Here is a 21,414-nt window from a genome sequence, read left to right on the forward strand (position 1 = left end):
GTTTTTTTGTTCGATAAGGTGGTTCGGTTAGAGTAAGTCGTTTAACGCTAATCCAATACCGATACGCTGGTTATGGTGATTGTAATCAATCAAGCTTTCACCATAGCCATTAAAGTATTGCGCATAGATGCGTAAATTGCCCACAATAGGGTAGCTATAGGTAAATTCGAATGCACCTTTATTATCAGATGATAAGTTATTACGCAGTAGCATCATAAATCTGTGGTTATCTAATCCATAAACGCCGGTTAGTTCAAAATTGCCCATATAGTCATTAATATCTGGGTTGTCATCACCGCGCGAGTCTGTCGGGAATTCTTTTTCATCTTCAGGTATACGCCACCAGGCTTTTAAGCCTAATGCGAAAGGTCCTCGGTCAAATATCATGCTGCCATAAATGCGGTTCCAGCTGCGCGATAACGGATCGGCTTGGCCATTAGATTGGTGAACGACACCGACACCCAAAAAAGAATTGGTTAACCCTGCAACTTCCCAGTCATTGTTAAATAACATGAACACTTCGGGTTCGTGGTTGGTTTCTCGAAAAGGAGATGAAACATCCTTATTATAAACTTGCCAATAGGATTGGTTGGTATACGCAAAAAACAAATGGCCATTGTCTCCAAACACATTATACCAAACAGGGAATTTAAAACTGATTTGGAATTTAGCTTCCATTTCATCAACTTCTACATCCTCATTTGGATATTTTTCTTCAAAAGGGGCATTGTTTGGGCGAGTTTGATAGGTGACCGGTAAAATGTAGTTCGCTTTATGGGGCGTAAGCACAAACGGTTGCTCAGATGTTGCTAACTCATCTTTTACCCTTTCTTTCAATAAAGAGTCTTCTGCTTGTAGTTGAAAGCTGCCACTTAGTGTAAAAAGTATGCACAAGCTTAACGATATAGCATGTTTCATGTTAGTAACCCATTAAAAAACGTTGATATTGTGTGTGCCAATTGTAGGGGCAAAGTGTTATTTAAATCATGTTGTTTTTAATATTTATTTTATATTGTTGCTATAAAATCCTTTCATATACCCAAAAGGAATAAAAACTAACTATTTACTATTATATTTGGAATAAGTAAAACGCTATATTTGATGCTAATCAAAGAATACGAGGTAAGTGTGATGGAATTAGTATCAATGCCAGGCCAACAAGCAAAGGGCAAAGTGTGGCTAGTCGGCGCCGGTCCTGGTGATGTTGAACTATTAACTGTTAAAGCTTATCGCATTCTTAAGCAAGCTGATGTTGTGCTTTATGACGCGTTAGTGAGTCAGGATATACAAGATTTGATTCCCCATGGCGCTGAAAAAATTGCCGTAGGTAAACGAGCGGGTAAACACAGTGCTAGCCAGGATGAAATTAATCAGTTACTGGTCACTAAAGCCTATACCCGTAAAAATGTTGTACGTTTAAAAGGCGGTGACCCATTTATTTTTGGCCGGGGTGGTGAAGAGTTACAAACCTTAGTTGAGGCTGGTGTGACATTTGAAGTGGTACCCGGTATCACAGCGGCAAGTGGTACGTCGGCTTATGCGGGTATTCCATTAACGCACCGTGATCATGCCCAAGGTGTGACTTTTATTACCGGCCATTGTCAGCTAGCCAGTCGTCCAATGGATTGGCAGGGGTATGCCAATCCCAACAATACATTAGTGGTTTACATGGGTATTTTAAATGCCGATGTGATCAGCAAAGGATTGATCAATGCAGGCCGTGGTGCAGACACTCCGGTAGCCATAGTGTCGAAAGCAACAACGCAAGATCAACAACGCTTTATTGGTACATTAGGTGAACTCGGGCAACTTGCTGCCGATCCAGCTTTAGAGATGCCGGCGTTAATGATTATTGGTGAAGTGGTCACGCTTGCAGATACGCTGAATTGGTTTCAGCCACAATCAACCCAAGACAACGCAAAAGTTAACCAAGGTGCTGTTTCAGTTAACGCACTGTAATATGAATTAAATTAATGGATCGCAACAGCGATTCACCCTTAATTAGCAAACGGAGATCCATCATGGCAGGTCGTTCATTAAGCCATTTACAACAACTGGAAGCGGAAAGCATTCAAATCATTCGTGAAGTTGCCGCTGAGTTTGATAACCCTGTGATGCTTTACTCAATCGGTAAAGACTCTTCGGTAATGCTACATTTAGCGCGCAAGGCTTTTTACCCAGGCAAAATTCCTTTCCCACTATTGCATGTCGATACGGGGTGGAAATTTAAAGAAATGATTACGTTTCGTGATGCACAGGCAAAAGCGTTTGGCTTTGAGCTATTAACCCATACCAACCAAGAAGGCGTAGAGCAGGGCGTGGGGCCGTTTACCCATGGTAGTGCTAAACACACTGACATCATGAAAACTCAGGCCTTGAAGCAAGCACTTAATCAATATGGTTTTGATGCCGCTTTTGGTGGCGCACGTCGTGATGAAGAAAAATCTCGTGCTAAAGAGCGTGTTTATTCATTCCGTGATAAGCACCACCGCTGGGATCCTAAGAACCAACGTCCAGAATTATGGCGTACTTATAACGGTGCGGTAAACAAAGGCGAAAGTATTCGTGTGTTTCCATTATCAAACTGGACTGAGTTAGATATTTGGCAATACATCTACCAAGAAAACATTGAAATTGTGCCATTGTATTTTGCAGCAGATCGTCCAGTAGTCAATAAAGGTGGCCAGTTAATCATGAAAGATGATGACCGTTTGCCACTAGAAGCAGGTGAAGAAATTACCACTGAGCGCGTACGTTTTAGAACCTTAGGTTGTTACCCGCTAACCGCTGCAATGCATTCAGACGCCGATAGCCTTGAAAAAATTATCGAGGAAATGCTGTTAACTCGCTCAAGCGAACGCCAAGGTCGACTCATCGACTCGGATCAAAGTGCGTCAATGGAACAGAAAAAACGTCAAGGTTACTTCTAATTTTGGTACCTAAACCACGTTAGTAACCAGATTGATAAACTCAAATTGAGTGAGAAAGAATATGAATCAAGCAGTAAATAACACTACCCGTATGGCCGCTGAAATTCTAGAGCATGGCGTAAAACAGTATTTAGCCCTTCAACAAAATAAAGGCCTATTACGCTTTTTAACTTGTGGCAGTGTCGATGACGGTAAAAGTACTTTAATTGGTCGCTTACTCCATGACAGCGCACAAATTTATGAAGATCAATTAGCGAGCCTAAAAAGCGACAGTGCCAAAATGGGCACAACAGGCGAAGCCATTGATTTAGCGCTTTTAGTTGATGGTTTACAGGCTGAACGCGAACAAGGTATCACCATTGATGTGGCTTACCGTTATTTCTCAAGTGAAAAGCGTAAGTTCATCATTGCCGACACCCCGGGTCATGAGCAATATACTCGCAACATGGCAACAGGAGCATCTACTTGTGATTTAGCGGTTATTTTGGTTGATGCTCGTTATGGCGTGCAAACTCAAACTAAGCGCCATGCCTTTATCGCATCTTTGTTGGGTTTACGTCACTTTGTGGTCGCCGTGAACAAGATGGACTTAGTGGGTTTTGATGAAAAGATATTTAATCAAATTCAAGCTGACTTTGCTGATTTCGTAAAAGATTTTGGTGATCTAGATATTCATTACGTACCGTTATCAGCTTTAAATGGCGATAACGTGGTTAACCGCAGCACTCAAAGTGATTGGTACACAGGTGGTACCTTACTTGAATTGCTTGAAACGATTGATACGCAACGTGAGTTAAGCGAATTGCCAGTACGCTTCCCTGTACAATATGTGTTGCGTCCAAATCTCGATTTTCGCGGATTTTCAGGCACATTATCTTCAGGCGTACTAAAAGTGGGCGATGAAGTAGTGGCACTGCCATCGAACAAGCGCAGTAAAGTTGAGCGTATTGTAACCTTTGATGGCGATTTAACTGAAGCGGTAGCAGGTCAAGCTGTGACTATCACTTTAGAAGATGAAATTGATATTTCTCGCGGTGATTTACTTGCTAAACCTGATAGCGCCCCAAGCCTTGCGAATCATATTGTGGCTGATTTAGTGTGGATGGATGAAAAACCATTACAAATTGGTCAGCTTTATGATGTCAAAGTGGCCGGTAAGAAAACCCAAGCCGTTGTTAGTGAAATTGAATATATCACTGATGTGAATACGCTTGAGCGCAGTGCCGCAACCTCACTGAGTTTAAACACTATTGCCCGCGTGAAGTTAGATTTAACCGAAACCGTAGTATTAGATGCTTATAGCTTAGTGCGTGATACTGGCGGCATGATCTTAATTGATCGCCTATCTAATGCCACAGTAGCGGCAGTGATGGTGGTTGATGGCTATCAAGGTCAAAAGCAAGTAAGTAGTGAGTTTAGCCCATTTGAACTTGAGTTTAATGCACTAGTACGCAAGCATTATCCGCACTGGAATGCCCGCGACATTAGTTTGCTTGGAAAATAATCTATGAGCGAAATGTGGCTGTTAGCGATCATATTGTTAGCAATGGTAGGCGGTCTGATAGCGGGAGCCGCCAAACCTGCCACAATGTTTTCTATGGCACTATTGAGTGCCTACTTATTAGGGTTAGTAGAACTTAATCAGGCATTAATGAGTTTTACTAACAATGGGTTAATTGTTTTAGTCTTGTTGGTGCTTGCCGCCACAGCACTAGAAAAAACCTGGCTTATCGGTAAATTAAGTCAAGTGATTGGTAAAGGTAGCTTATTTAGTACTCTGGCAAAAATGGGGGTATCAACGGCAATATTATCCTCGTTTACCAATAACACTGCCGTAGTGGCATCGTTAATTGGAGTGGTAAGACGTAACCAGGCTCACGCACCGTCAAAACTATTACTGCCATTAAACTATGCTGCCATTTTAGGCGGAACATTAACCTTAATTGGCACCTCAACCAACTTGATCGTTAACTCATTTGTAGAAAACGCAGGTTTAAAACCCCTAGGTTTTTTTGAGTTTACTCAGGTTGGTATTTTGGTTGTCGTGACAGGGTTATTGATTTTAATGTTGCTAGCCAATACTTTGCCCGATCGCCGAGAAGATAATCAAGACGAAGCTTTACCTTATCTGCTAGAAGCCCATGTTGCTAAACACTCACAGTTGGTAGGACACAGCGTAGTTGATAACCGACTGCGTGCGCTAAAAAAATTGTACTTAGTTGAGTTAGAGCGTAGCGGTATTCGTATTTGTCCTGTACCCCCGAATATGGTGATACAAGCTGGCGATATGCTGCGATTCAGTGGTGCGGTCGAATCAGTCGAGTTATTACATCAGTTTGATGGGCTTGAATGGTTTGGTAAGCAGCACGCAAAAGGGCAAAACCTAGTTGAAGCCGTATTAGGGCCTTCGTCTAAGCTAGTTGGCACAACCCTAAAAGATGCGCGTTTTCGTGAGCTTTATGACTCGGCGGTAATGGCTATTCGTCGCGGTCATGCACCGCTGAAGGGGGGGTTAGGTGATATCGTTTTACAGCCTGGTGATGTGTTACTGATCACCCCTGGCGATCGCTTTAGCCATAGCCCTAATTTAAGTACCGATTTTGCGGCAATCAGCGGGTTAGATTTAAATGTTCGCCTTGATGATAAGCGCAGTAACTGGGTGATTTTAGGCTTTGTGCTGACCATTTTAGCCAGTGTTACCGAGTTGGTGCCTTTAGCAAAAGGACTAGTGATCTTATTGCTGAGCTACTTTGCGATTGGTGCGGTGAGTTTATCGGAATTAAAACGTCGTTTTCCGCTTGAGTTAGTGGTGATTGTTGGCAGCGCTCTGTGTTTGGCGACCTTGATGATTGACACAGGTTTAGCCAAAAATTTAGCTGATGGTGTTATCAGTGTATTTAATGGCTACGGGGTATTTGCAGCGTTTGTAGGGGTGTTTTTTATCACCCTGATAGTGACGGAGTTAATTACCAATAATGCTGCGTCTGCATTGGCATTTCCTGTCGCATATGCCGTTGCTACGAGTTATGGCGTGGATCCTCGGCCATTTATTATGGCGGTGGTATTTGGTGCCAGTGCTAGTTTTATTTCGCCCTATGGTTATCAAACTAACTTAATGGTGTACAACGCCGGCAATTATAAGTTGTCTGATTTTGTGCGAGTAGGTTTGCCGTTATCTGTAGTGTATTCACTGACTGTTATCTTTGCTGTGCCGTATTTTTTCCCGTTTTAAGCATCATATAAGGTCGGGCAAACATTAATTTACCTCATTTTTGATCCACCGTTGGGGTTAAGAATTGAATTTTAGTTGTTATATGTCGTATCGAATTACGGCATAAAAGGAGTTGTTATGACTGATATCGTTTGGCATCAGCATGAAATAGATCAAGCCGCTCGTGGGCGTCAAAAGAATCAAAATCCAGTGTTATTATGGTTTACAGGCTTATCAGGCTCAGGAAAATCAACATTAGCTGGCGCATTAGAACATGCCTTATTTGAGGCCGGCTTTCATACTTATTTACTTGATGGTGATAATGTTCGCCATGGTTTGTGTAAAGACTTAGGATTTAGCCTAGATGATCGCGATGAAAATTTACGTCGTGTTGGCGAAGTCGCTAAGTTGATGGTTGATGCTGGGCTGGTTGTGCTTTCGGCATTTATTTCACCCACCCGTGCCGAGCGTGAGCGCGTAAGAGGCTTATTTCCTGAAGGTAAGTTCATTGAAGTGCATGTTTCAACACCACTTAGCGTGTGTGAGTCTCGAGATCCTAAAGGCTTGTATGCCAAAGCGCGTAAAGGTGAAATTGCGAACTTTACAGGTATCTCATCACCCTATGAAGATCCCGACGCGGCAGAGTTAACGATAGACACTAGCAAAGGCGATCTAGCCACTCAGGTACAGGCTTTAGTGGACTATTTAAGTGCGTTACAGGTTATTGATGGCGAGAAAATGGTTGCAGGACTAGGGATTTAAAAAGCATCGGTGTGATTGATTTCACACCGATAGTTTTGAGGTTATTGCGTTTTAAGTAAGCTTATCGCTGATGGTAGTGATGTTAAGCCATACTCACTTAAAATATTTTTTATGCGTTCTATGAATTTGGGTTTATGTTGACGAACAACATGATAAACCTGAAAGCATTTGATAATGTTTTCCTCGGTTAACTGTTTTTCTGCTGCATAAGTCGCAGCGAGATAACAACGGATCATAAAGCAGTCTATGATAAGTTGTTGAAATACTTGTTCAGGATCATGTTCTGCGTGCATAGGGAAATGGTTATGGAACATTGAATAAAGAATGAATTTAGTAAATAGTTCAGAGTGATCCGTTAGTTGTGTTTCTATTTCGGTGTTCCAAATCCTATTAATCCCCTCAATTGAATAATCATTTTGTTCGTTACACAAGGCGGTAATGGCGTTGTTAATCGATTCAAATCTAGGCCGTGTACTTCTTGAGTGCATGGTACACAATGCATCATGTATGGCGACAAAGGTGTGTTGTTGAGGCAGAGATGTATACGGAATCGTGTTGAATTGTTTAGAGATCATGCCCATTTGGGACATGCTGAGCAATTGGTTATAACGCACCTCTAATTGCTGTATGTTAGCTTTATTAGTACGCACTTCGTCACTGGTTTTTACCAGTAGCCCGATAGCTAAAAACGATTCTTGCCAATTTAATCCCGAATTTAATAATAGATCTAAACTGTATTCATAGGTTTTTTCTAACCATTCAGGGCTGGGAGTGTTAACCGTTTTATTGCCACTCGCGTTAGCCGAAAACTGAAAGGCATTGTCATCAAATAACACTATACGTGCCACTTCAGGGCAAGATAAATAAAGGCTTTGATACTTATCTGGACCAATAAACTGATCCCGTTTAGGGTATGTTTTGCAGGTATGGCTTAGGGCTTTCTCGCCCGCTTTGGCATGAATGTTACACAGCTTTTGTGGTGTTAAAAAAGGGCAAGCGCCATTTTTATCTAAATTGACTATCGCCCATGAGCTTTCACTGTCTTTGGTTTCATATAAAGCAAATTTGGCAACATCAGCTAAGTATTTATTTTTCAGTGTTTTTTTATAGCTTTGTTTATCAAAAGTAATCATCCAATCATTACAGCAGCTATCTGCGCATTTAGGCCCAATACAACTGAATAAACTGACATAACTGGGCTTGATTGTAAGGTTTTCCATGCGAATCCTTTTGAGTGGTTATATCAATACTTGATTATTCATTTAGGCTTAATTTTTGTATTAAATCAATACTTGATTCAATACTCGCTGCCAATTCCCCCCCATAATGCGATCTCTATCCGATGACTTAAAGCGGGCTTTTTTTAATGCATCATCAATGCGGCTCATACGTTCAATGGTGTTTAATTCTGGGATCACCACATGCTTAGGCTCCACATCAAAACCGAGCACATTTTTAGCCCGTAAACTGTGCCACCAATCTAAGTACTCTTTCACCCCTTCGGCATTATCATTATTCAGTTTTAATAGGTTCTCTTGACCACGCAGCGGATAATCATTGGCAATGGCAACACTGTCTACGCCTGCAATTCTGACCACATGATCTATCTGTTTAATGTAATCGTTAATAGTCGGAACAGGCCGATTGGTTAACCAAAAACTCATCATAAAAATGCCAAACACGCCACCGGTATCAGCGATAGCACGGATCACTTCGTCGGGTGAGCAGCGGGCATGATTAACAATACTTCTCGCCGCGCCATGGCTTTGAACAATTGGGCTTTTGCTGGTTTTTGCTGTATCCAGCGCTGTTTTAGGACTGGAGTGGCTGACATCTATTAACATATGACGATGGTTCAGCGCTTCGATTAACTCATGTCCAGCGGGCGTTAGGGGTAAATTTAATCCGGTTTTACCATTATTATCGAGAGCCCCGCCAGCAAAACGATTGCCATAATGGTGGGTCAGTTGTAATACGCGTAAACCTTGTTGTTTGAATTCTTCTAATTGCTGCCAATTGGTTTGACTACTGTCATTTTCAACACAATCTGCACCCTGGATTTGAAAAAATACTGCGGTGCGTTTTGAGTCAAATGCTCTGCTAATATCTAAACCACTTTGTCCCTGTAGATAGACATCAGGGTTGGCATCGACGATGGCTTTTGCTGCTTTAATGCTTTTGATGCAGGCATTATAGCTGCGCTTATAATTGGTGGTGCCGTCAGCTTGTTTGATGGCTTCAATGTCTGATATGTCGGCAATAAACGCGCTTAGCTTAGAGGCTTTTACATCATTAATATCTTTGGGTAAAAAAGATAAACCGTCGATAAATAAAGGGCGGTGGTCAACAGCCCAGGCTTGCTGAGAAACAAATGGACTACATAACGCTGCTGCGCCAAGGCCTTTAAGTATTTTACGGCGGGTGAGCAAGTCATGTGACATTAACAATTTATCCTTTTAATTTGTCTCGGTTGCGTAACGGGCAATGGCCTGCGCTAACGCATGTAATCCATTGGTACGCGATGGGCTTAATTGTCCGTTTAATCCTAAGTTTTCGAAATACACTGCAATATCAAACTGGGCAATTTCGCTGCTGGTTCGTCCTTGTGTTGCCACAAGTAACAAGCCAATCAATCCTTTGACTATACGCGCATCGCTGTCGGCTAGGTAAAAATGTTGGCCATCAATTTGACAATGGTATAACCAAGCCTGGCTTTCACAGCCTTTTACCTGAGCGCATTCATGGCGCAATTCATCCGCTAAGTTTGGCAGTTTTTTGCCTAATAACATTATTTGGCGGTATTTCTCTTGCCAGTTATTGGCCTGTTCTATCAATTTAGCGCTGTTGAGCACGTCTTCTGATAAGGGGGTGAACAAGCTTGAAGCTGGTTGTGGTATGGCGTTGTTTGTCATGTTTGGCCTTACAATAGAATGGATTTTACTTCAGTCAGTGCGTGAATAAAGCGATCAACATCTTGCTGGTTGCTATATATGCCTATAGAAGCTCTACAGCAGCCTTTTATCTGCAAACTTTGCATTAAAGGCATAGCGCAATGATGGCCACCGCGAATCGCCACACCTTGCTGATCTAATAAAATACCCACATCTTGATGGTGTTCATCGGCCAGATTAAAAGCCACAGCACCAATATTGTCATTGTTTGGCGTTACTCCATATACGCTAATATGGCTTAATTGGCTTAACTGTTGCTGAAGATAGCCAATTAATTGCTGTTCATGCTGATGAATAAGCGCTTGAGGTAATTCAGATAAAAACGTAATAGCTGCACCTAACCCTATCACTGCTGAAATGGCAGGGGTGCCGGCTTCTAACCTATTAGGGAGTTCTGTGTAAGAGGTTCCCTCAAAGCTGACGGTTTTGATCATTTCTCCGCCAGTCAGCATAGGGGTTAATTTTTCTAACGCATCAAGTTTACCGTAAAGTATGCCTACTCCGGTTGGGCCATACATTTTATGGCCTGAAAAAACATAATAATCACAATCAATGGCTTGCACATCAACATTAAGATGCGCCACCGCTTGCGCGCCATCAATTAAGGTCATGGCGCCGACATTATTGGCTTTGGCAACCATGGCTTTGACAGGGTTTATTGTGCCCATGGCGTTGGTGACATGCGACAGCGCCACCAGTTTTGGAACTTGGGTTAATAACGCGTCATAAGCGCTAAGGTTAAGGCAGCCATTGGCGTCCAGCGGGATAGGAATGACTTTGGCTCCGGTACGTTGAGCAAGGGCCTGCCAGGGAACAATATTCGCATGATGGGCAGCGCTATCCACCAGAATCACATCACCGGCTTTGAATAAGTCAGTTAACCCATGCGCCACCATGTTGATTGATTCAGTCGTCCCATGGGTAAAGATAACTTGCTGAGTTGAGGCGGCATTAATAAAGCCCTGAACCTGTGCGCGAACTTGTTCATATTGCAGCGTCGCCCTTGCAGCTAATTGATGTGCGGCGCGGTGGACATTGGCATTATCAAGGCGATAATAGTGGTTCATTGCATCAATGACACACTGCGGCTTTTGGCTGGTAGCTGCGGTATCTAAGTAACACAGAGGATTATCGCCTAGCTGTTGTTGCAGCGCAGGAAATTGGCTTCGTATGGCTTGATGATCAAATTGGCTATCGGTCATTCACTTAACACTCATTAAAAAGGCATCAAGATCTTCAATGATATTGATGCCTAATGCAAGGTTAACCTAATTTAAGCCAACGTTATGGGCATGGGAACCGGTACAAATGCGCCAGTTCATCTAATCGTGCTGACATTTCGTCAGACAAGATGACGTTATGGCTGTCTATATTTTCTTTTAACTGATGTAAGTTTGTCGCGCCGATAATGTTGGATGCCACAAATTGGCGCGAATTAACAAAAGCTAATGCCATTTGGGCAGGACTTAAGCCAAATTCTCTAGCTAAATCAACGTAAGCTTGAGTCGCTTGCAGTGCCATTGGTGTGCTGTTATAGCGAGCAAAACGCTTATGAATGGTTAATCTTGCGCCTTCTGGCCATTGGTCATTTTCATATTTACCCGTTAAGGCACCAAAGGCTAATGGCGAGTAGGGTAACAAGGGCACATTTTCACGCAAGCTAATTTCAGACATGCCAATTTCAAAACTACGATTCAGTAAGTTATACGGATTTTGTATACTCACAATACGCGGTAAATCGTGTTTCTCAGCTAAACGCAGGTATTGCATAAAGCCCCAAGGCGTTTCGTTTGAAATACCGATATAGCGCACTTTTCCTTGCTTGACTACTTCAGCAAGTGCTTCAAGTGTTTCTAAAATCGGCGTGTAATGTTCTTTGTCATTATGGCTATACATCATATCGCCAAAATAATTGGTGTTTCTATCTGGCCAGTGGACTTGATACAAGTCGATAGTATCGATTTGCATGCGCGCGAGTGAGTCTTCAACTGCCTGATGGATATTACGCCAGTTCAATGCCATATTCGGGCGAATGTAGTCCCCTTTAAGGCCTGGCGCGGCCACTTTACTGGCAATAATAAGTTCGTCCCGGTTGCCTTGGGCTTTTAGGTAGCGCCCTAAAATACGCTCAGTTTCACCCTGAGTTTCTGCCGTTGGTGGCACGGGATACATTTCTGCGGTATCAATAAAGTTAATACCTTGGCCAATGGCGTAGTCTAATTGTTCGAATGCTTCTGACTCAGTATTCTGTTCACCCCAAGTCATGGTACCTAAACAGATCTTGCTTACTTCTAGGCTTGAATGCCCAAGACGTCGATATTCCATATCATCCTCCTGATGGAAACCCATGCTTTGAGGCTATCAAGCTTTGCGCAGATTGCAAAGGTTATTGATTCATCAGTAAATATGTTGCTTAAAAAACCAGCTAAACCTTTTGGTGTTCAATCGTGTATGACCAGATGTAGAGCAAGCGAGTCGATTAAAGTGTTTTTATCATCGCGATTTCACAGGCGTCATGCCCAGTTTCACCTAAGTGTTGGCAGCTATCAAATCCCAGGGTTTTATATAAGGCTAAGGCTTCAACCAATACCGCGGTGGTTTCTAAATATATTTGTGTAAAGCCCTGTGTTTTAGCAAATTCAAAGGTCAGGTTAGATAAGGTCTTAGCAAGTCCTTTACCGCGCGCTTCAGGCATAAAATACATCTTTTGAAGCTCACAAATTGCAGTGTTCCCTGCCAAAGGAGCCACACCTGCGCCACCCATAATTTTGCCATCAAGTTCGATAACCCAATAACAGGCGTTATCACGGTTATAAACCTGACTTAAGCTATCTAAGGTTTTGTCTGCAACACTAAACCCTTTATCAGGAGTGAGCCCATATTCTGCTGACACTAAGCGGATCACACTCGCAATTCCTGCATCATCATTGGCGGTTAATACTCTAATTATGGGTGAGGCTGTAGACATAATGAATTACTCAACAAGGGATATCGTTAATTATTCAGCAAAAAATGCTGGGTTGATAAAAGGCGCCATAGCTAACACTATGGCTTGAGTATAAATACTGCCACGAGTAGCTAAGCCCTGTGTAAGCAAGCCTATAGCGCCACCTTTTTGCTTAATATTTTCAGTATTAAACAATCTGTCCATGACATGGCCTAGCTCTTCCCCAGCTTCTAGTGCTTGAAAGACTTTTGGCGGCAAGGGCAACAATGCGCTGCGGCCAATGCTTAATTTATCCTGATGGATTATGGCCATATAAGCAAAAGTAGCGGCACCATGATCAAATTGGTCCACACCACCTTCCATCGCAATATAAAAATTGGCGGGCTGATGGGTCGCTATTGCATGTTGCTGACAAAACTTTGCCCGATTAATTGCGCCTAATTTAGTTTCTGCTTCGGTCATTGGTTGATCCGCAACCAAAGAGGGAGCGTGCATGCCGTGACACTCAATATGAGCATCTGGAAAATACTGACCTATGGCATCGCGCGCGGCGGCAATTTTTACAGGATTATTGGAGCCAACGAGAATGGAGATATGTTGTTGTGTCATATGATGCGTTTTACTGATTGTATTGATACAAATATAACCGTCATGATAGCAGATGTGTATAAATGAAATGAGTGAAAAGTCGTAACTGTTAGTGTTTTTGACTTATGATGTCAGATTGAAATTTGTCATATGTAATATAAAACAATAACTTAAGTTTTGGCGCGTGAATTGCTTAGTATCTGTTATTAACCTGCATCATTATGACAAGTGGCCTAAATCACCACAGGCTATTTATCGACTTGATGCCATATAAGCCAATTAAACAACAAGGATGAACAACATGGCCACCATGAAAACCAAATTCGTATTAGTGGGCGCAGCAGCTGCACTATTAGTCATGTATACCGATGTCTTTAATGTGTCGTATAGTATTGCCAGCGATCTGGAACAAAAACAACAAGTGCTGAGTCTCTCTAGCGTGGATATTGAGCAACTTGTCGCAGACACAGGTGCTGGTATGCTAATTATTAAAGGTGATGAAAATACTGACGCCATTACCTTAAGCGCTGAGATTTTTGCTGACGATGATGCAGACGTGACTTTAAGCCTAGTTAAATCAGGGACCTTGGCTAAATTAGTGGCTCAGGTAGAACAGCATTCTGATTGGACTGGGACAGAATCGCCGCGTATTGATGTGACACTGACGGTACCTAAAGACTTAAAAATGGATATCACAGATGGGTCTGGTTCTATCGATATTCAAGGCATGAATGCCGACATTATCCTTACCGATGGTTCAGGGAGCATCACCTTAGACGGTGCGAAGCAGCTGACGATTAAAGATGGTTCAGGCAGTATTCACGCGAGCAATGTATTGGATAATGTCAGCATCAAAGATGGTTCGGGTAGTATTGAAGTGACTGACGTTGATGGAAATGTCGATATTAACGATGGTTCAGGTAGCATGACAGTGCAGCGAGTGTCAGGGCTAGTGACCATATATGATGGATCAGGCAGTATCAATGTTGATTACGCGAAAGGGTTAACTATTCATAGTGCCGGCTCTGGTGCAGTGAATTATCAACATATTGATGGTGAAGTGAACCTGTAAACGGATAAGTCGCTGCGCTATTACGGTCCTTTTTAGCTGTTTGCCTATGACTCGCCTGATAAGCGATAGACTGGATCCGGTGAGCATGGCATGATCGCCCTTTGGGCATTTTTCAGGGTTAACATCACACATGGCAAAAAAGTTTTATGTTGTTTGGCAAGGACACAAACCGGGTATTTACACAACCTGGGATGAAGCTAAACGTCAGGTAGATAAGTTTCCTGGGGCAAAGTATAAATCGTTCCCAACAGAGCCAGAGGCGAAAGCGGCTTTTGCTCAATCGGCCAACAAAGCGATTTTTTCAGCGAGCAGCACCGCCAGTAAAGGTCCAGCCAATAGAGGCGCTAAATCAGTAAGCGCCTCAAATAAAACCAGTGTGGCTGAGCATCAACCTGAGGCATTAAGTGAATTTGATCTTGTGTTATATACAGATGGTGGTTGCGATCCTAACCCAGGAAAAGCGGGTTCAGGCGTAGCTGTATATCGAAGCGGAAAACTGTCGAACTTGTGGTATGGTCTGTTTAATCCCCATGGCACTAATAATACCGCTGAGCTGAACGCCTTACATGAAGCGATCAAAATGGCGGCTTCTGCACTAAATGATAATTTGACCGTGCGAATTTACAGTGACTCGCAATATTCGATTAACTGCATTAGCAATTGGGCTTACGGTTGGAAAGCCAAAGGTTGGACCCGTAAAGGGGGCGAAATTGCCAATTTAGCGCTGATTAAAGCGGCCCATGCTTTGTACGATCAATATAAAGATCGTTTAAATATCGTGCACGTTGCAGCCCACGTGGGTATTGAAGGGAATGAACTGGCCGATAGAATGTCAATTTATGCGGTGGATCAGCAACAAAGCGATTTTGTCGAATATCCACAACCGATCAATTTGGCCACCATTATGGCGATGCGCGCAGGCTAATCTGTTGAATCTCAAACAATATAAAAACGGGCCGATTGGCCCGTTGTTTATAGCGTCGATGATTGTTTTATTGAAGATAACTCATCGACATTGATTATTTTCATGAGGTTGAAAGTAAGGTTACTTTACTTTTTCTTCGTACATTAAGTAGTGGCTCTGTTCCATACCTAGGGCTTCATAAGTGCTTTGCGCGGGTTTGTTTTCATGCTCAACGTATAATCGAAAACTTGCCGCATCCCCCTTAGCGGCTGCCATATCTTTCACTGCTTGATACAGTTTGCCGTAAATGCCTTGGCGACGATTTTGCGGGCGAATATAGACACTTTGAATCCAATAATACTGGCTTGCACGCCAATCACTCCACTCAAAGGTCACCATTAATGAACCCACAATGGCCCCATCAACTTCAGCCACTAAATAAAAACCACGTTCGGGGTGACTTAATAAACCATTAACACCACGGGTGAGGGTGTCATTATCTAACTGCAGGTTTTCTGTCTCCATCGCCATCGCTTGGTTAAAGTTCACTAGAGCGGTTAAATCGGTTAATTGACCTTTTCTTATTTTCATTTTTTATCTCTTTTTAGGGTCGATATTCGACTAAAGTCTACTATGCTTAGTTTATTCTACTTAAGGTATTCGTTATTCAATCTCAATTTGGCATCAAGGTCGGTTACGATCATTTTAATGATTAAAACTCAAATGGTTATCTAGTGTAGATGTTTTTTTAATCAGCACTACATCAGCTACTTGAACACCTTTTTATCGGCACAAACTGAGATTCTGATTATTTAAAGGTGAATTATGACTAAGCAATATCAATTCAGGGTGCATCGGCATCCTACTATAAATGATGCCGCAACTCATACTACTCGTATCAATAATTCCTTAACCGATGTCGGCAGCAATAATGCCAAGACTCAGCGGGAAATTAACCATCCATTGCATTTTTGCTTAACCTTAATGACGTTTGGTTTATGGGGCGTTATATGGTGGCGACTAATATTAACCGCCCGGGGAGAAGCGGGATTTATCAGTGCATTGGATGATGATTATTGGAGTTATCTCATCGAACGAGAACAGCCTCCCGCGGCATTATATCAAGTGCATATTGGTCAAAAAAGCACAGAAACCGTGTTTGAGGCTTGATCCAAACCAGTATTGAGTTCAGGCATAGCTGTTATTAAAAGCTATGCTCAATTATCCGTATTTAAACTTGCGAATACTTGTCATATCTCATAGCACAATGATCTAACCCCTATATTTAAACACCCAGCCTTTATTGGCTGGATTTTAGTAAACACTTATTTACCACACTCCACCAATGGATAATTGAAATTACTACAGCAATCCAGTAATGTGACGCCACTATAGATAGAAGATCTATGTCACACATTGCATAAATAGATGGAGATGATTATGAAAGTTGCTGTACTTGGTGCTGCTGGTGGTATTGGCCAGGCCTTAGCTTTATTATTAAAAACTCAACTGCCTGCGGGCTCAAAGTTGTCTCTATATGACATCGCTCCTGTTACTCCTGGTGTTGCGGTTGACTTAAGTCACATCCCAACTGACGTTGAAGTAAAAGGTTTTGCTGGTGAAGATCCTACTGCTGCATTAGTTGATGCTGACGTAGTATTAATGTCTGCTGGTGTTGCACGTAAGCCAGGTATGGATCGCTCAGATCTATTCAACATCAACGCGGGTATTGTACGTAACCTAATGGAAAAAGTGGCTGTAACTTGTCCTAATGCATTAGTGGGTATCATTACTAACCCAGTTAACACCACTGTAGCAATTGCTGCTGAAGTATTAAAAAATGCCGGTGTTTATGACAAAAATCGTTTATTCGGTATCACAACGCTTGACGTTATCCGTAGCGAAACTTTTATTGCTGAACTGAAAGGTTTAAACGTTGCAGATGTTAAAGTTAACGTTATCGGCGGCCACAGCGGTGTGACTATTCTGCCATTACTTTCTCAAGTTGAAGGCGTGACTTTCACTGATGAAGAAGTTGCTGCAATGACAACTCGCATTCAAAACGCGGGTACTGAAGTTGTTGAAGCTAAAGCCGGTGGCGGTAGCGCAACATTATCAATGGGCCAAGCAGCATGTCGCTTTGGTTTATCTTTAGTACGTGGTCTTCAAGGTGAAGCGAACGTGGTTGAATGTGCATACGTAGATGGCGGCAGTGAACATGCTGAATTCTTCGCACAACCAGTATTACTGGGTAAAAACGGCGTTGAAAAAGTATTACCATACGGTGAAATCAGTGCATTTGAAGCTAACGCTCGCGATGCAATGTTAGACACTTTAAAAGGTGATATTAAATTAGGTGTTGAATTCGTTAAGTAATTCGACACACTAATAAAAACGCGAAGCAATGCTTCGCGTTTTTTTATGCCTCAAATTAACATCTTACTTTAAGTGCAGCTTAAACCTTTACCTTGGTTTTTCAATCAATGTTAGCGTTAACTTGGCAATTACCAAGTAATACTTTTACCAGCCCAATCGACAAAACTGGCGGCACCATCCACATCACTTTGATCCGCAATGGTGATTAACTGCTTAGCCACAAACTCTGGGGTAAACAATTTGCCTTTAGGCACATTTGCTTGAAAGGGTTGAGACAAAGGCGTATCGGTTGTCCCAGGGTGAAAGGCTATAAGTTTGACATGCTTTAATCTTCTTGCGTATTCAATTGCCGTGGTTTTTATAAGCATATTCAGTGCAGCTTTTGAGGCCCGATAACCATACCAGCCTCCTAATTGATTATCACTAATACTGCCGACTTTGGCACTTAATACCGACACCACGCATTTTTCGGCGTTGGCATTGGAAGATAAAAGCGGAGTAAGGTACTTAAGCCACATCATTGGCGTAATACTGTTAGCCTCAAATAACCACTTTAATGCCTCTGCATCGATATCTTCAATGCGTTTTTCTGGCGCAATATTGTGATGTTGTGGCTGATTTAAATTAGCGTCAGGTTGTTCAGCAGCATTTTTGTGCAGTACACCATTGCAAATGAATACCCTCACAATGGCACCGCGAAAATGCTGTAACTGCTGGCATACCGAATCAATTGAGGCTGGATGGTAATCACATGTTATTGATTGTAATGTGATTAACTGGTTATCAACAACGGCAATATCCAACTTACCTCGGCTAATGCAAATAATGTTCGCGGGTAGTTGTTGCGCGGTATGCTGAGCAATTAGCTCTGCAATAACGGCTTTAGCAATACCCGATGATGCGCCGATAACCAGATAGGTATTGGTGGTCATGCTTTAGGTTCAATTGAACAGGAGTCTGAAGTACAACGCTTTTTACCAGTTAACAAATACGAGATATTGTAGCGATTCTTCGCAAATGCTAAATAGGCTTTGTCGGCAACAGGTTTTATTAGCGGTAAGCGCAGCAGCTTTACCCAACAATGCTTTCCAGTTAATCCCCATGCCATCGCCGTGACATCTAAGCCGAGCAGCATTTTTCCATCAGAGGTTAATCCATGCAAAATAGTGTTGGCTTTTTCAATATCAAGATTGGGGTAGCGTGTTAATAAATCTGCTGAATTCAAATCTTCTAAATGAATTTTATGCAGCCTATCATGCTTTTTAAGCTGCGCCATTTCATTGGAACAAAGTGGACAAGCACTGTCATAAAAAATGGTTAATTCCATGCTATGAGCCTTTATTAGTGATAGGTGAACCATGCTGATTATACGCAAAGCTTGACGGCTTAGATCTTATTTTATTTTTTGGCAGCTGTTTATGTCTTGCACAGTGGTGATGATTTAACGGCTAAAGTGTTACACTTCATTAACTTTTGCTGTTGATGGATCAATTCAATATGAAACCTTGCTTGTCTTTTAATCGGTTACTGATACTTGTTATGTCTAATTTGATGCTTTTTTCCCATGCGGTGAAAGCTGAAGATGCCAACATTGCTCGCGACATTCCATCTGCTCGCCCAGTTAAAGTGATTCAATTAGATATTGGCAAAGGTAATCGAGAAAGGGTGCTACCTGCAGAGGTTAGGGCATCGGATAAAGCCGCGTTATCGTTTAGGGTAGCAGGACAAATTGCCAATATTCATGTGCGCCCTGGGGCGAATGTGAAAACTGGAGATGTGTTAGCTGAGTTAGACAGTGATTTATATCAGCAGCAATACGAGGTCGCTAAAGCTCAGTTTGAGCTTGCCAAAGTCTTATTTGAACGCAACAGTTCGTTGGTAGAACAAGGCGTGGTATCGCGTAACGATTATGACCAATCAAAAAGTGATTTTACCATCGCAACCGCAGCATTAGATAAAGCCAAAACCGATCTTACCTATACCAAACTGGTCGCACCTTATGATGGGGTGATTTCAAAGCGAGATAAACGAGCCTTTGAATTTGTTAAAGCTCAAGAATCAGTGCTTGGGATCCGAACTGAGTCGTTTATCGATGTGGGTTTTCAATTGCCTGAACAATTTATTGGTGCGATTCAACGTCAAAATCAACAAGGGTCACCAGTCAACAGTATTGAAGTTAAATTTGATAGTCGCCAGATATGGTATCCCGCAACGTTAAAAGAAATGAGCACCTTAGCCGACGCCAGCACCGGCAGCTACACGCTTATTCTAACCCTTCCTATGCCCGAAAAACTGAATGTATTACCGGGTATGGCCGCCTCGGTTAAAGTTAAATTGCCATACAGAGGTTCACAAAGTAATCCGACGATCCCAGCTGGGGCGATTGTCGAGCAGCAGGGGCAATATTTTGTATTTCGATGGCTACCTAATGAGAATAAAGTTGAAAAAGTGGCAGTAAAACTTCAGAACGGTCAATTAATAGCGGGTATGGAAGACGGTGACTGGTTGGTGATCGCGGGCGCCTCAGAATTAGCAGACGGTGATGCCGCAGTACAATGGATCAAGGAGCGAGGACTGTAATATGCAAATTTCCCACTATAAGCACTATCGCGTATTAAGCCTGTTGGTATTAGGCTTGCTTGTTAGCGCCTGTCAGCCTGCAGAGCAAATCTTGGCCAAACCCACCTTAATCGATACCTACACTTTACCGACCATAGATAATCAGGTATTGCGAGAGTTTAACGGTGTCTCGCGCGCGCAAGACTTAACCCGATTATCTTTTCGAGTGGAAGGACGTATTGCACAAATTCCGGTTTCGAAAGGGCAAGAGATCAAACAAGGTCAGGTGCTTGCGGTATTAGAAAAACGCGATTATCAAATTACCTTAGAAGATCGCAAAGCTCGTATGGAAGTCGCCGAAAAGCAAGCTAAGCGTGTGAAGCAGTTGGTTGACCAAAAACTCATGGCCCAAGCTGAATTTGATCAAATCAATGCGCAGTATTTAGTGGCTAAAGCCCAGGCCAAGCAAGCAGAGTTAACCTTACAATATACCGTACTTCGCGCACCGTTTGATGGCATGGTCAGTGATGTGTTTTTAGAGTCATTTGAAAACGTTCAACCGGGCGTGGCGGTTTTAAGCGTTCAAAAAGTTGATCAAATTGAAGTTGACATTCAAATGCCCGATACGCTAATTGCTGTAGCATATCGCGGCAAAGAAGAAGGGTCACTAAAAGTGCAATTTGAAGCGTTCGAAGGGCAGTATTTCGACGGCCATTTACTTGAGGTGAATACCGAAAAAGATCCTAAAACCTCCACCTACATAGCCACCATAGTGGTCGATTTAGACCCCAGCTTTAAAGTACTTGAAGGGATGCCAGCCAAAGTGTCTATAAACTTAAGCAATATTACCTACACCTATAATCGTGAATATTTACTGCCGATTAATGCCGTGGTGATGAAAGACGGTGATGATTTGGTTAAACAGGAAAGTGGCGTGTGGTTATATGATGCCGCATCTCAAACCGTGAAATATCAAGCGGTGCGTTTAGGGGTGATTGTGGGCGATCAAATAGAAGTGGTTGAGGGGCTAAAAGATGGTCAAACAATTGTTACCGTCGGAGCCTCAAGATTACTTGAAGGCCAACATGTTGAATTGGTCAAAGGATAATCATCT

At 42.4% G+C, this 21,414-nt stretch carries 22 protein-coding genes; 11 read left to right on the plus strand and 11 right to left on the minus strand.

Annotated elements, in window-relative coordinates; genetic code table 11:
- Positions 1-27 precede the first annotated feature (27 nt).
- Positions 28-918: a phospholipase A gene (locus ORI98_RS04425; RefSeq protein WP_261297092.1), complete on the minus strand. Its 891-nt coding sequence runs from the start codon at positions 916-918 to the stop codon at positions 28-30.
- A 213-nt stretch (positions 919-1,131) separates the two neighbouring features.
- On the opposite strand from ORI98_RS04425, the gene cobA reads away from it, so the two are divergent.
- The 5 genes from cobA to cysC all read left to right on the plus strand — a co-directional run bounded on the left by cobA (position 1,132) and on the right by cysC (position 6,903).
- Complete coding sequence (gene cobA / locus ORI98_RS04430) at positions 1,132-1,959, plus strand: uroporphyrinogen-III C-methyltransferase (RefSeq protein WP_261297091.1); 828 nt, start codon at positions 1,132-1,134, stop codon at positions 1,957-1,959.
- Between the two features lie 62 nt (positions 1,960-2,021).
- A complete protein-coding gene (gene cysD / locus ORI98_RS04435) occupies positions 2,022-2,930 on the plus strand; it encodes a sulfate adenylyltransferase subunit CysD (RefSeq protein WP_261297090.1) in 909 nt (302 codons plus the stop codon).
- A gap of 61 nt (positions 2,931-2,991) precedes the next feature.
- Positions 2,992-4,434, plus strand: coding sequence for a sulfate adenylyltransferase subunit CysN (gene cysN, locus ORI98_RS04440; RefSeq protein ID WP_261297089.1), 1,443 nt, complete (start codon positions 2,992-2,994; stop codon positions 4,432-4,434).
- Between the two features lie 3 nt (positions 4,435-4,437).
- Positions 4,438-6,162 carry an SLC13 family permease gene (locus ORI98_RS04445; protein ID WP_261297088.1) on the plus strand — a complete coding sequence of 575 codons (1,725 nt, stop codon included), beginning with the start codon at positions 4,438-4,440 and terminating at the stop codon, positions 6,160-6,162.
- Positions 6,163-6,279: 117 nt separating this feature from the next.
- Complete coding sequence (gene cysC / locus ORI98_RS04450; protein ID WP_261297087.1) at positions 6,280-6,903, plus strand: adenylyl-sulfate kinase; 624 nt, start codon at positions 6,280-6,282, stop codon at positions 6,901-6,903.
- 41 nt (positions 6,904-6,944) lie between these two features.
- On the opposite strand, the gene fliB is transcribed toward cysC, so the two are convergent.
- From fliB to yjjX, 7 genes are all read right to left on the minus strand, one after another.
- Positions 6,945-8,123, minus strand: coding sequence for a flagellin lysine-N-methylase (gene fliB, locus ORI98_RS04455; protein WP_306134400.1), 1,179 nt, complete (start codon positions 8,121-8,123; stop codon positions 6,945-6,947).
- A 60-nt stretch (positions 8,124-8,183) separates the two neighbouring features.
- Positions 8,184-9,344: a membrane dipeptidase gene (locus ORI98_RS04460; protein ID WP_306134401.1), complete on the minus strand. Its 1,161-nt coding sequence runs from the start codon at positions 9,342-9,344 to the stop codon at positions 8,184-8,186.
- Positions 9,345-9,359: 15 nt separating this feature from the next.
- On the minus strand, positions 9,360-9,815 hold the full coding sequence (locus ORI98_RS04465; RefSeq protein ID WP_306134402.1) for a SufE family protein: 456 nt from the start codon (positions 9,813-9,815) through the stop codon (positions 9,360-9,362).
- An 8-nt stretch (positions 9,816-9,823) separates the two neighbouring features.
- Positions 9,824-11,056, minus strand: a complete 1,233-nt coding sequence (locus ORI98_RS04470; protein ID WP_306134403.1) for an aminotransferase class V-fold PLP-dependent enzyme — start codon at positions 11,054-11,056, stop codon at positions 9,824-9,826.
- Positions 11,057-11,138: 82 nt separating this feature from the next.
- On the minus strand, positions 11,139-12,179 hold the full coding sequence (locus tag ORI98_RS04475; RefSeq protein ID WP_306134404.1) for an NADP(H)-dependent aldo-keto reductase: 1,041 nt from the start codon (positions 12,177-12,179) through the stop codon (positions 11,139-11,141).
- Between the two features lie 154 nt (positions 12,180-12,333).
- Positions 12,334-12,822, minus strand: coding sequence for a GNAT family N-acetyltransferase (locus ORI98_RS04480; protein ID WP_371931114.1), 489 nt, complete (start codon positions 12,820-12,822; stop codon positions 12,334-12,336).
- Positions 12,823-12,852: 30 nt separating this feature from the next.
- Positions 12,853-13,410: an inosine/xanthosine triphosphatase gene (gene yjjX / locus ORI98_RS04485; protein ID WP_306134405.1), complete on the minus strand. Its 558-nt coding sequence runs from the start codon at positions 13,408-13,410 to the stop codon at positions 12,853-12,855.
- A 280-nt stretch (positions 13,411-13,690) separates the two neighbouring features.
- Between yjjX and ORI98_RS04490 the strand changes: the two genes are divergently transcribed.
- Positions 13,691-14,461: a hypothetical protein gene (locus tag ORI98_RS04490; RefSeq protein ID WP_306134407.1), complete on the plus strand. Its 771-nt coding sequence runs from the start codon at positions 13,691-13,693 to the stop codon at positions 14,459-14,461.
- Between the two features lie 130 nt (positions 14,462-14,591).
- Complete coding sequence (locus ORI98_RS04495; protein WP_261297079.1) at positions 14,592-15,386, plus strand: ribonuclease H family protein; 795 nt, start codon at positions 14,592-14,594, stop codon at positions 15,384-15,386.
- 120 nt (positions 15,387-15,506) lie between these two features.
- Here the strand turns inward: ORI98_RS04495 and ORI98_RS04500 are convergent, their stop codons facing one another.
- Positions 15,507-15,956 (minus strand): GNAT family N-acetyltransferase, encoded by a 450-nt coding sequence (locus ORI98_RS04500; protein ID WP_261297078.1) that lies wholly within the window; start codon positions 15,954-15,956, stop codon positions 15,507-15,509.
- Positions 15,957-16,190: 234 nt separating this feature from the next.
- Between ORI98_RS04500 and ORI98_RS04505 the strand changes: the two genes are divergently transcribed.
- The gene (locus ORI98_RS04505; RefSeq protein ID WP_306134409.1) at positions 16,191-16,535 is read left to right on the plus strand and encodes a hypothetical protein; all 345 of its coding nucleotides are present in this window, start codon (positions 16,191-16,193) and stop codon (positions 16,533-16,535) included.
- A gap of 270 nt (positions 16,536-16,805) precedes the next feature.
- Positions 16,806-17,741: a malate dehydrogenase gene (gene mdh, locus ORI98_RS04510; RefSeq protein WP_306134410.1), complete on the plus strand. Its 936-nt coding sequence runs from the start codon at positions 16,806-16,808 to the stop codon at positions 17,739-17,741.
- 128 nt (positions 17,742-17,869) lie between these two features.
- Here mdh and ORI98_RS04515 read toward each other — a convergent pair whose 3' ends face one another.
- On the minus strand, positions 17,870-18,673 hold the full coding sequence (locus ORI98_RS04515; RefSeq protein WP_306134411.1) for an SDR family NAD(P)-dependent oxidoreductase: 804 nt from the start codon (positions 18,671-18,673) through the stop codon (positions 17,870-17,872).
- The gene (locus ORI98_RS04520; protein WP_261297074.1) at positions 18,670-19,068 is read right to left on the minus strand and encodes a thiol-disulfide oxidoreductase DCC family protein; all 399 of its coding nucleotides are present in this window, start codon (positions 19,066-19,068) and stop codon (positions 18,670-18,672) included. Before ORI98_RS04520 ends, ORI98_RS04515 begins: the two co-directional genes overlap by 4 nt.
- A gap of 212 nt (positions 19,069-19,280) precedes the next feature.
- On the opposite strand from ORI98_RS04520, the gene ORI98_RS04525 reads away from it, so the two are divergent.
- Entirely contained in the window at positions 19,281-20,321 is a 1,041-nt protein-coding gene (locus ORI98_RS04525) for an efflux RND transporter periplasmic adaptor subunit (protein ID WP_306134412.1), read from the plus strand.
- 1 nt (position 20,322) lies between these two features.
- Complete coding sequence (locus tag ORI98_RS04530; protein ID WP_306134413.1) at positions 20,323-21,408, plus strand: efflux RND transporter periplasmic adaptor subunit; 1,086 nt, start codon at positions 20,323-20,325, stop codon at positions 21,406-21,408.
- Positions 21,409-21,414: the final 6 nt, after the last annotated feature.

Origin of the sequence: Shewanella sp. ULN5, from assembly GCF_030731885.1 — a bacterium.
In the GTDB taxonomy this organism is placed as follows: domain Bacteria; phylum Pseudomonadota; class Gammaproteobacteria; order Enterobacterales; family Shewanellaceae; genus Shewanella; species Shewanella holmiensis.

Bases quoted from the DNA above. Each gene is read 5' to 3' on its own strand.
- ORI98_RS04425 (WP_261297092.1), bottom strand. From the start codon at position 918: ATGAAACATGCTATATCGTTAAGCTTGTGCATACTTTTTACACTAAGT.
- cobA (WP_261297091.1), top strand. From the start codon at position 1,132: ATGGAATTAGTATCAATGCCAGGCCAACAAGCAAAGGGCAAAGTGTGG.
- cysD (WP_261297090.1), top strand. From the start codon at position 2,022: ATGGCAGGTCGTTCATTAAGCCATTTACAACAACTGGAAGCGGAAAGC.
- cysN (WP_261297089.1), top strand. From the start codon at position 2,992: ATGAATCAAGCAGTAAATAACACTACCCGTATGGCCGCTGAAATTCTA.
- ORI98_RS04445 (WP_261297088.1), top strand. From the start codon at position 4,438: ATGAGCGAAATGTGGCTGTTAGCGATCATATTGTTAGCAATGGTAGGC.
- cysC (WP_261297087.1), top strand. From the start codon at position 6,280: ATGACTGATATCGTTTGGCATCAGCATGAAATAGATCAAGCCGCTCGT.
- fliB (WP_306134400.1), bottom strand. From the start codon at position 8,123: ATGGAAAACCTTACAATCAAGCCCAGTTATGTCAGTTTATTCAGTTGT.
- ORI98_RS04460 (WP_306134401.1), bottom strand. From the start codon at position 9,344: ATGTCACATGACTTGCTCACCCGCCGTAAAATACTTAAAGGCCTTGGC.
- ORI98_RS04465 (WP_306134402.1), bottom strand. From the start codon at position 9,815: ATGACAAACAACGCCATACCACAACCAGCTTCAAGCTTGTTCACCCCC.
- ORI98_RS04470 (WP_306134403.1), bottom strand. From the start codon at position 11,056: ATGACCGATAGCCAATTTGATCATCAAGCCATACGAAGCCAATTTCCT.
- ORI98_RS04475 (WP_306134404.1), bottom strand. From the start codon at position 12,179: ATGGAATATCGACGTCTTGGGCATTCAAGCCTAGAAGTAAGCAAGATC.
- ORI98_RS04480 (WP_371931114.1), bottom strand. From the start codon at position 12,822: ATGTCTACAGCCTCACCCATAATTAGAGTATTAACCGCCAATGATGAT.
- yjjX (WP_306134405.1), bottom strand. From the start codon at position 13,410: ATGACACAACAACATATCTCCATTCTCGTTGGCTCCAATAATCCTGTA.
- ORI98_RS04490 (WP_306134407.1), top strand. From the start codon at position 13,691: ATGGCCACCATGAAAACCAAATTCGTATTAGTGGGCGCAGCAGCTGCA.
- ORI98_RS04495 (WP_261297079.1), top strand. From the start codon at position 14,592: ATGGCAAAAAAGTTTTATGTTGTTTGGCAAGGACACAAACCGGGTATT.
- ORI98_RS04500 (WP_261297078.1), bottom strand. From the start codon at position 15,956: ATGAAAATAAGAAAAGGTCAATTAACCGATTTAACCGCTCTAGTGAAC.
- ORI98_RS04505 (WP_306134409.1), top strand. From the start codon at position 16,191: ATGACTAAGCAATATCAATTCAGGGTGCATCGGCATCCTACTATAAAT.
- mdh (WP_306134410.1), top strand. From the start codon at position 16,806: ATGAAAGTTGCTGTACTTGGTGCTGCTGGTGGTATTGGCCAGGCCTTA.
- ORI98_RS04515 (WP_306134411.1), bottom strand. From the start codon at position 18,673: ATGACCACCAATACCTATCTGGTTATCGGCGCATCATCGGGTATTGCT.
- ORI98_RS04520 (WP_261297074.1), bottom strand. From the start codon at position 19,068: ATGGAATTAACCATTTTTTATGACAGTGCTTGTCCACTTTGTTCCAAT.
- ORI98_RS04525 (WP_306134412.1), top strand. From the start codon at position 19,281: ATGTCTAATTTGATGCTTTTTTCCCATGCGGTGAAAGCTGAAGATGCC.
- ORI98_RS04530 (WP_306134413.1), top strand. From the start codon at position 20,323: ATGCAAATTTCCCACTATAAGCACTATCGCGTATTAAGCCTGTTGGTA.